Origin of the sequence: Kitasatospora sp. NPDC057904 (genome assembly GCF_042887925.1) — a bacterium.
In the GTDB taxonomy this organism is placed as follows: domain Bacteria; phylum Actinomycetota; class Actinomycetes; order Streptomycetales; family Streptomycetaceae; genus Kitasatospora.
The window spans coordinates 1-1498 of sequence record NZ_JBHVOL010000069.1 but is presented as its reverse complement, the minus strand read 5'-3'; the positions used below and the strand labels follow the sequence as shown (position 1 = coordinate 1498).

1 protein-coding gene is annotated in these 1498 nt (G+C 73.2%); it reads right to left on the bottom strand.

Going from position 1 to position 1498, the window contains the following annotated elements:
* A partial coding sequence (locus ACFVSN_RS45115) for a polyketide synthase dehydratase domain-containing protein (protein ID WP_387959319.1) occupies positions 1–1498 on the bottom strand: 1498 nt, incomplete at both ends.

Genomic DNA, 1498 nt, shown 5'->3' with positions numbered 1-1498 from the left:
GGTGGGTGATGAGGTGTTCGGCGATGAGTTTGCCGAGGGCGCCGGTGGCTCCGGTGATGAGGACGGTGCCGTTGGGGTTGAGGGTGGTGGGGTTGGTGGTGGGGGTGGTTTTGGTGAGGCGGGGGGTGAGGATGTGGCCTTGGCGGAGGGCGAGTTGGGGTTCGTTGGTGGTGAGGGCGGTGGGGAGTGCGTGGTGTGAGGCGGGGGTGTTGTCGGTGTCGATGAGGGTGAAGTGTCCGGGGTGTTCGGATTGGGCGGTGCGGATGAGGCCCCAGGCGGTGGATTGGGTGAGTGCGGGGACGGGTTCGTTGGGGTGGGTGGCGAGTGCGCCGTGGGTGATGAGGGCGAGGCGGGTGCCGGTGGGGTGGTCCTGGGTGAGCCAGTTCTGGACGAGGGTGAGGGCGTGGAGTGCGGTGTCCTCGGGGGTGGTGTCGGTGTCGAGGTGGACGATCACCGGTTCCGGGGTGTCGGCATGACCCGAACCCCCACCGGACGGTCGTAGCTCCGTCCAGCCCACCTCGTAGAGCGGGTCCGTTCCGGTCTGCGGCGCGGCGGTGAGCGCACCGGCCGGCAGCGGGCGCAGGTCGAGGGCGTCGACGGCGGCGACGAGCCCGCCCGCGGGATCGGTCAGCACCAGCGACACCGTCTCGCCGGCCAGCGGCTCCAGCCGGACGCGCAGCGCGGTCGCGCCGGTGGCGTGCAGCCGGACCCCGCTCCAGGAGAACGGGAGCCGGACGCCGTCCAGGCCCTCGCGCACCGGCAGGAGGTGCAGCGCGGCGTCCAGCAGCGCCGGGTGCAGGGCGAACTCGTCCGTTCCGCCGCCCGGTTCCCCGGGGACGCCGACCTCGGCATACAGGGTGTCGCCGAGCTGCCAGGCGGCGCGCAGGTTGCGGAACGCGGGGCCGTAGCCGTAGCCGAGCCCGGCGAGCCGGTCGTACACCTCGTCCACGTCGGTCCGGACGGCCCCGGCGGGCGGCCAGGTCGTGTCCGGTACGGGCGTGTGGCCGCTTTCCGCGGAGAGGAGGCCCGAGGCGTGCCGGGTCCAGTCGGCGTCCTCGCCGAACCTGGCGTGCACCGCGAACGGGCGTCGGCCGTCGTCCGCAGGGACCCCTACGGTGAGCTGGAGCGACGCGGCGCCGGTGGTGGGCAGGGTGAGCGGGGCCTCCAGCGTGAGCTCGTCCACGACCGGGCTCTGCGCGTGCTCCCCGGCCCGCAGGGCCAGGTCGACGAAGAGGCTGCCCGGCACCAGGGGCACACCGTCGATGCCGTGGTCGGCGAGCCAGGGGTGGGTGTCGAGCGACAGCCGGCCGGTGAACAGCAGGCCGCCCTCACCCGCGAGTTCGACCGGTGCGTCGAGCACCGCCGCAGCTGTCCTCGCCGGATCCTCCAACCAGTAGCGGCGTCGTTGGAAGGGGTAGGTGGGGAGGTTGGGGTGGGTGTGGGTGGTGGTGGGTGGGGTGGGGGTGTGGCCGTGGGTGTGGGTGGTGGCGAGTGCGGT